General features: G+C 57.4%; 1 protein-coding gene. It reads left to right on the top strand.

Annotated elements, in window-relative coordinates; translation table 11 throughout:
• Positions 1-8: 8 nt before the first annotated feature.
• The coding region (locus ACR0KW_RS24250) for an aldehyde dehydrogenase family protein (RefSeq protein ID WP_480807310.1) at positions 9-687 on the top strand (679 nt) is incomplete at its 3' end.

The following is a 687-nucleotide window of genomic DNA, read 5'->3' as shown; positions in this document are numbered from 1 at the left end:
TCGATGGGATCGGAGAGGCCTTGGACGTCCTGAACCCTGCAACAGGCGAGGTAGTAGGTGCTGTAAAAGAAGCCAGCGATGCACAGGTCGAGGCGGCGGTGCGCGGCTCAGAAGAGGCATTTGAGACCTTTTCGGTTACGACCCCTGCAGAACGCGCTGCAATCTTGCTTCAGATAGCTGATGTTATCGAGGCGAACAGCCAGGAGTTGGCAGAACTCGAGAGCCTAGATGTGGGAAAACCCTGGCCATCGGCTCATGATGATGAAATGCCGCTGACGATTGATGTCTTTCGCTTTTTCGCCGGGGCTGCGCGCACCATGATGGGGTCTGCCTCTGGAGAGTATGTCGCGGGTCATACGTCGATGATCCGGCGCGACCCCATTGGCCCTGTCGCCGCCATCGCCCCTTGGAACTACCCGCTGATGATGGCGTCCTGGAAGATTGCTGCACCAATTGCGGCAGGATGTTCGGTGGTGTTGAAACCGTCCGAGATCACGCCGCTATCTACTCTGCGACTTGCAGAACTGTTACAAGATGTTCTGCCAAAAGGCGTGCTTAACGTGATCCATGGTCGCGGGCCCGGCGTGGGGAATGCCCTGATGAACAGCCCACAGATGGAAGGGATCAGTGTTACGGGTTCTCCGGCGACAGGCATGGCTGCAATGCGGGCTGCTTCCCAGAAAATTA

It is taken from the genome of Ruegeria sp. CG11 (assembly GCF_056537245.1).
This window is presented reverse-complemented; position numbering and strand designations above follow the sequence as displayed.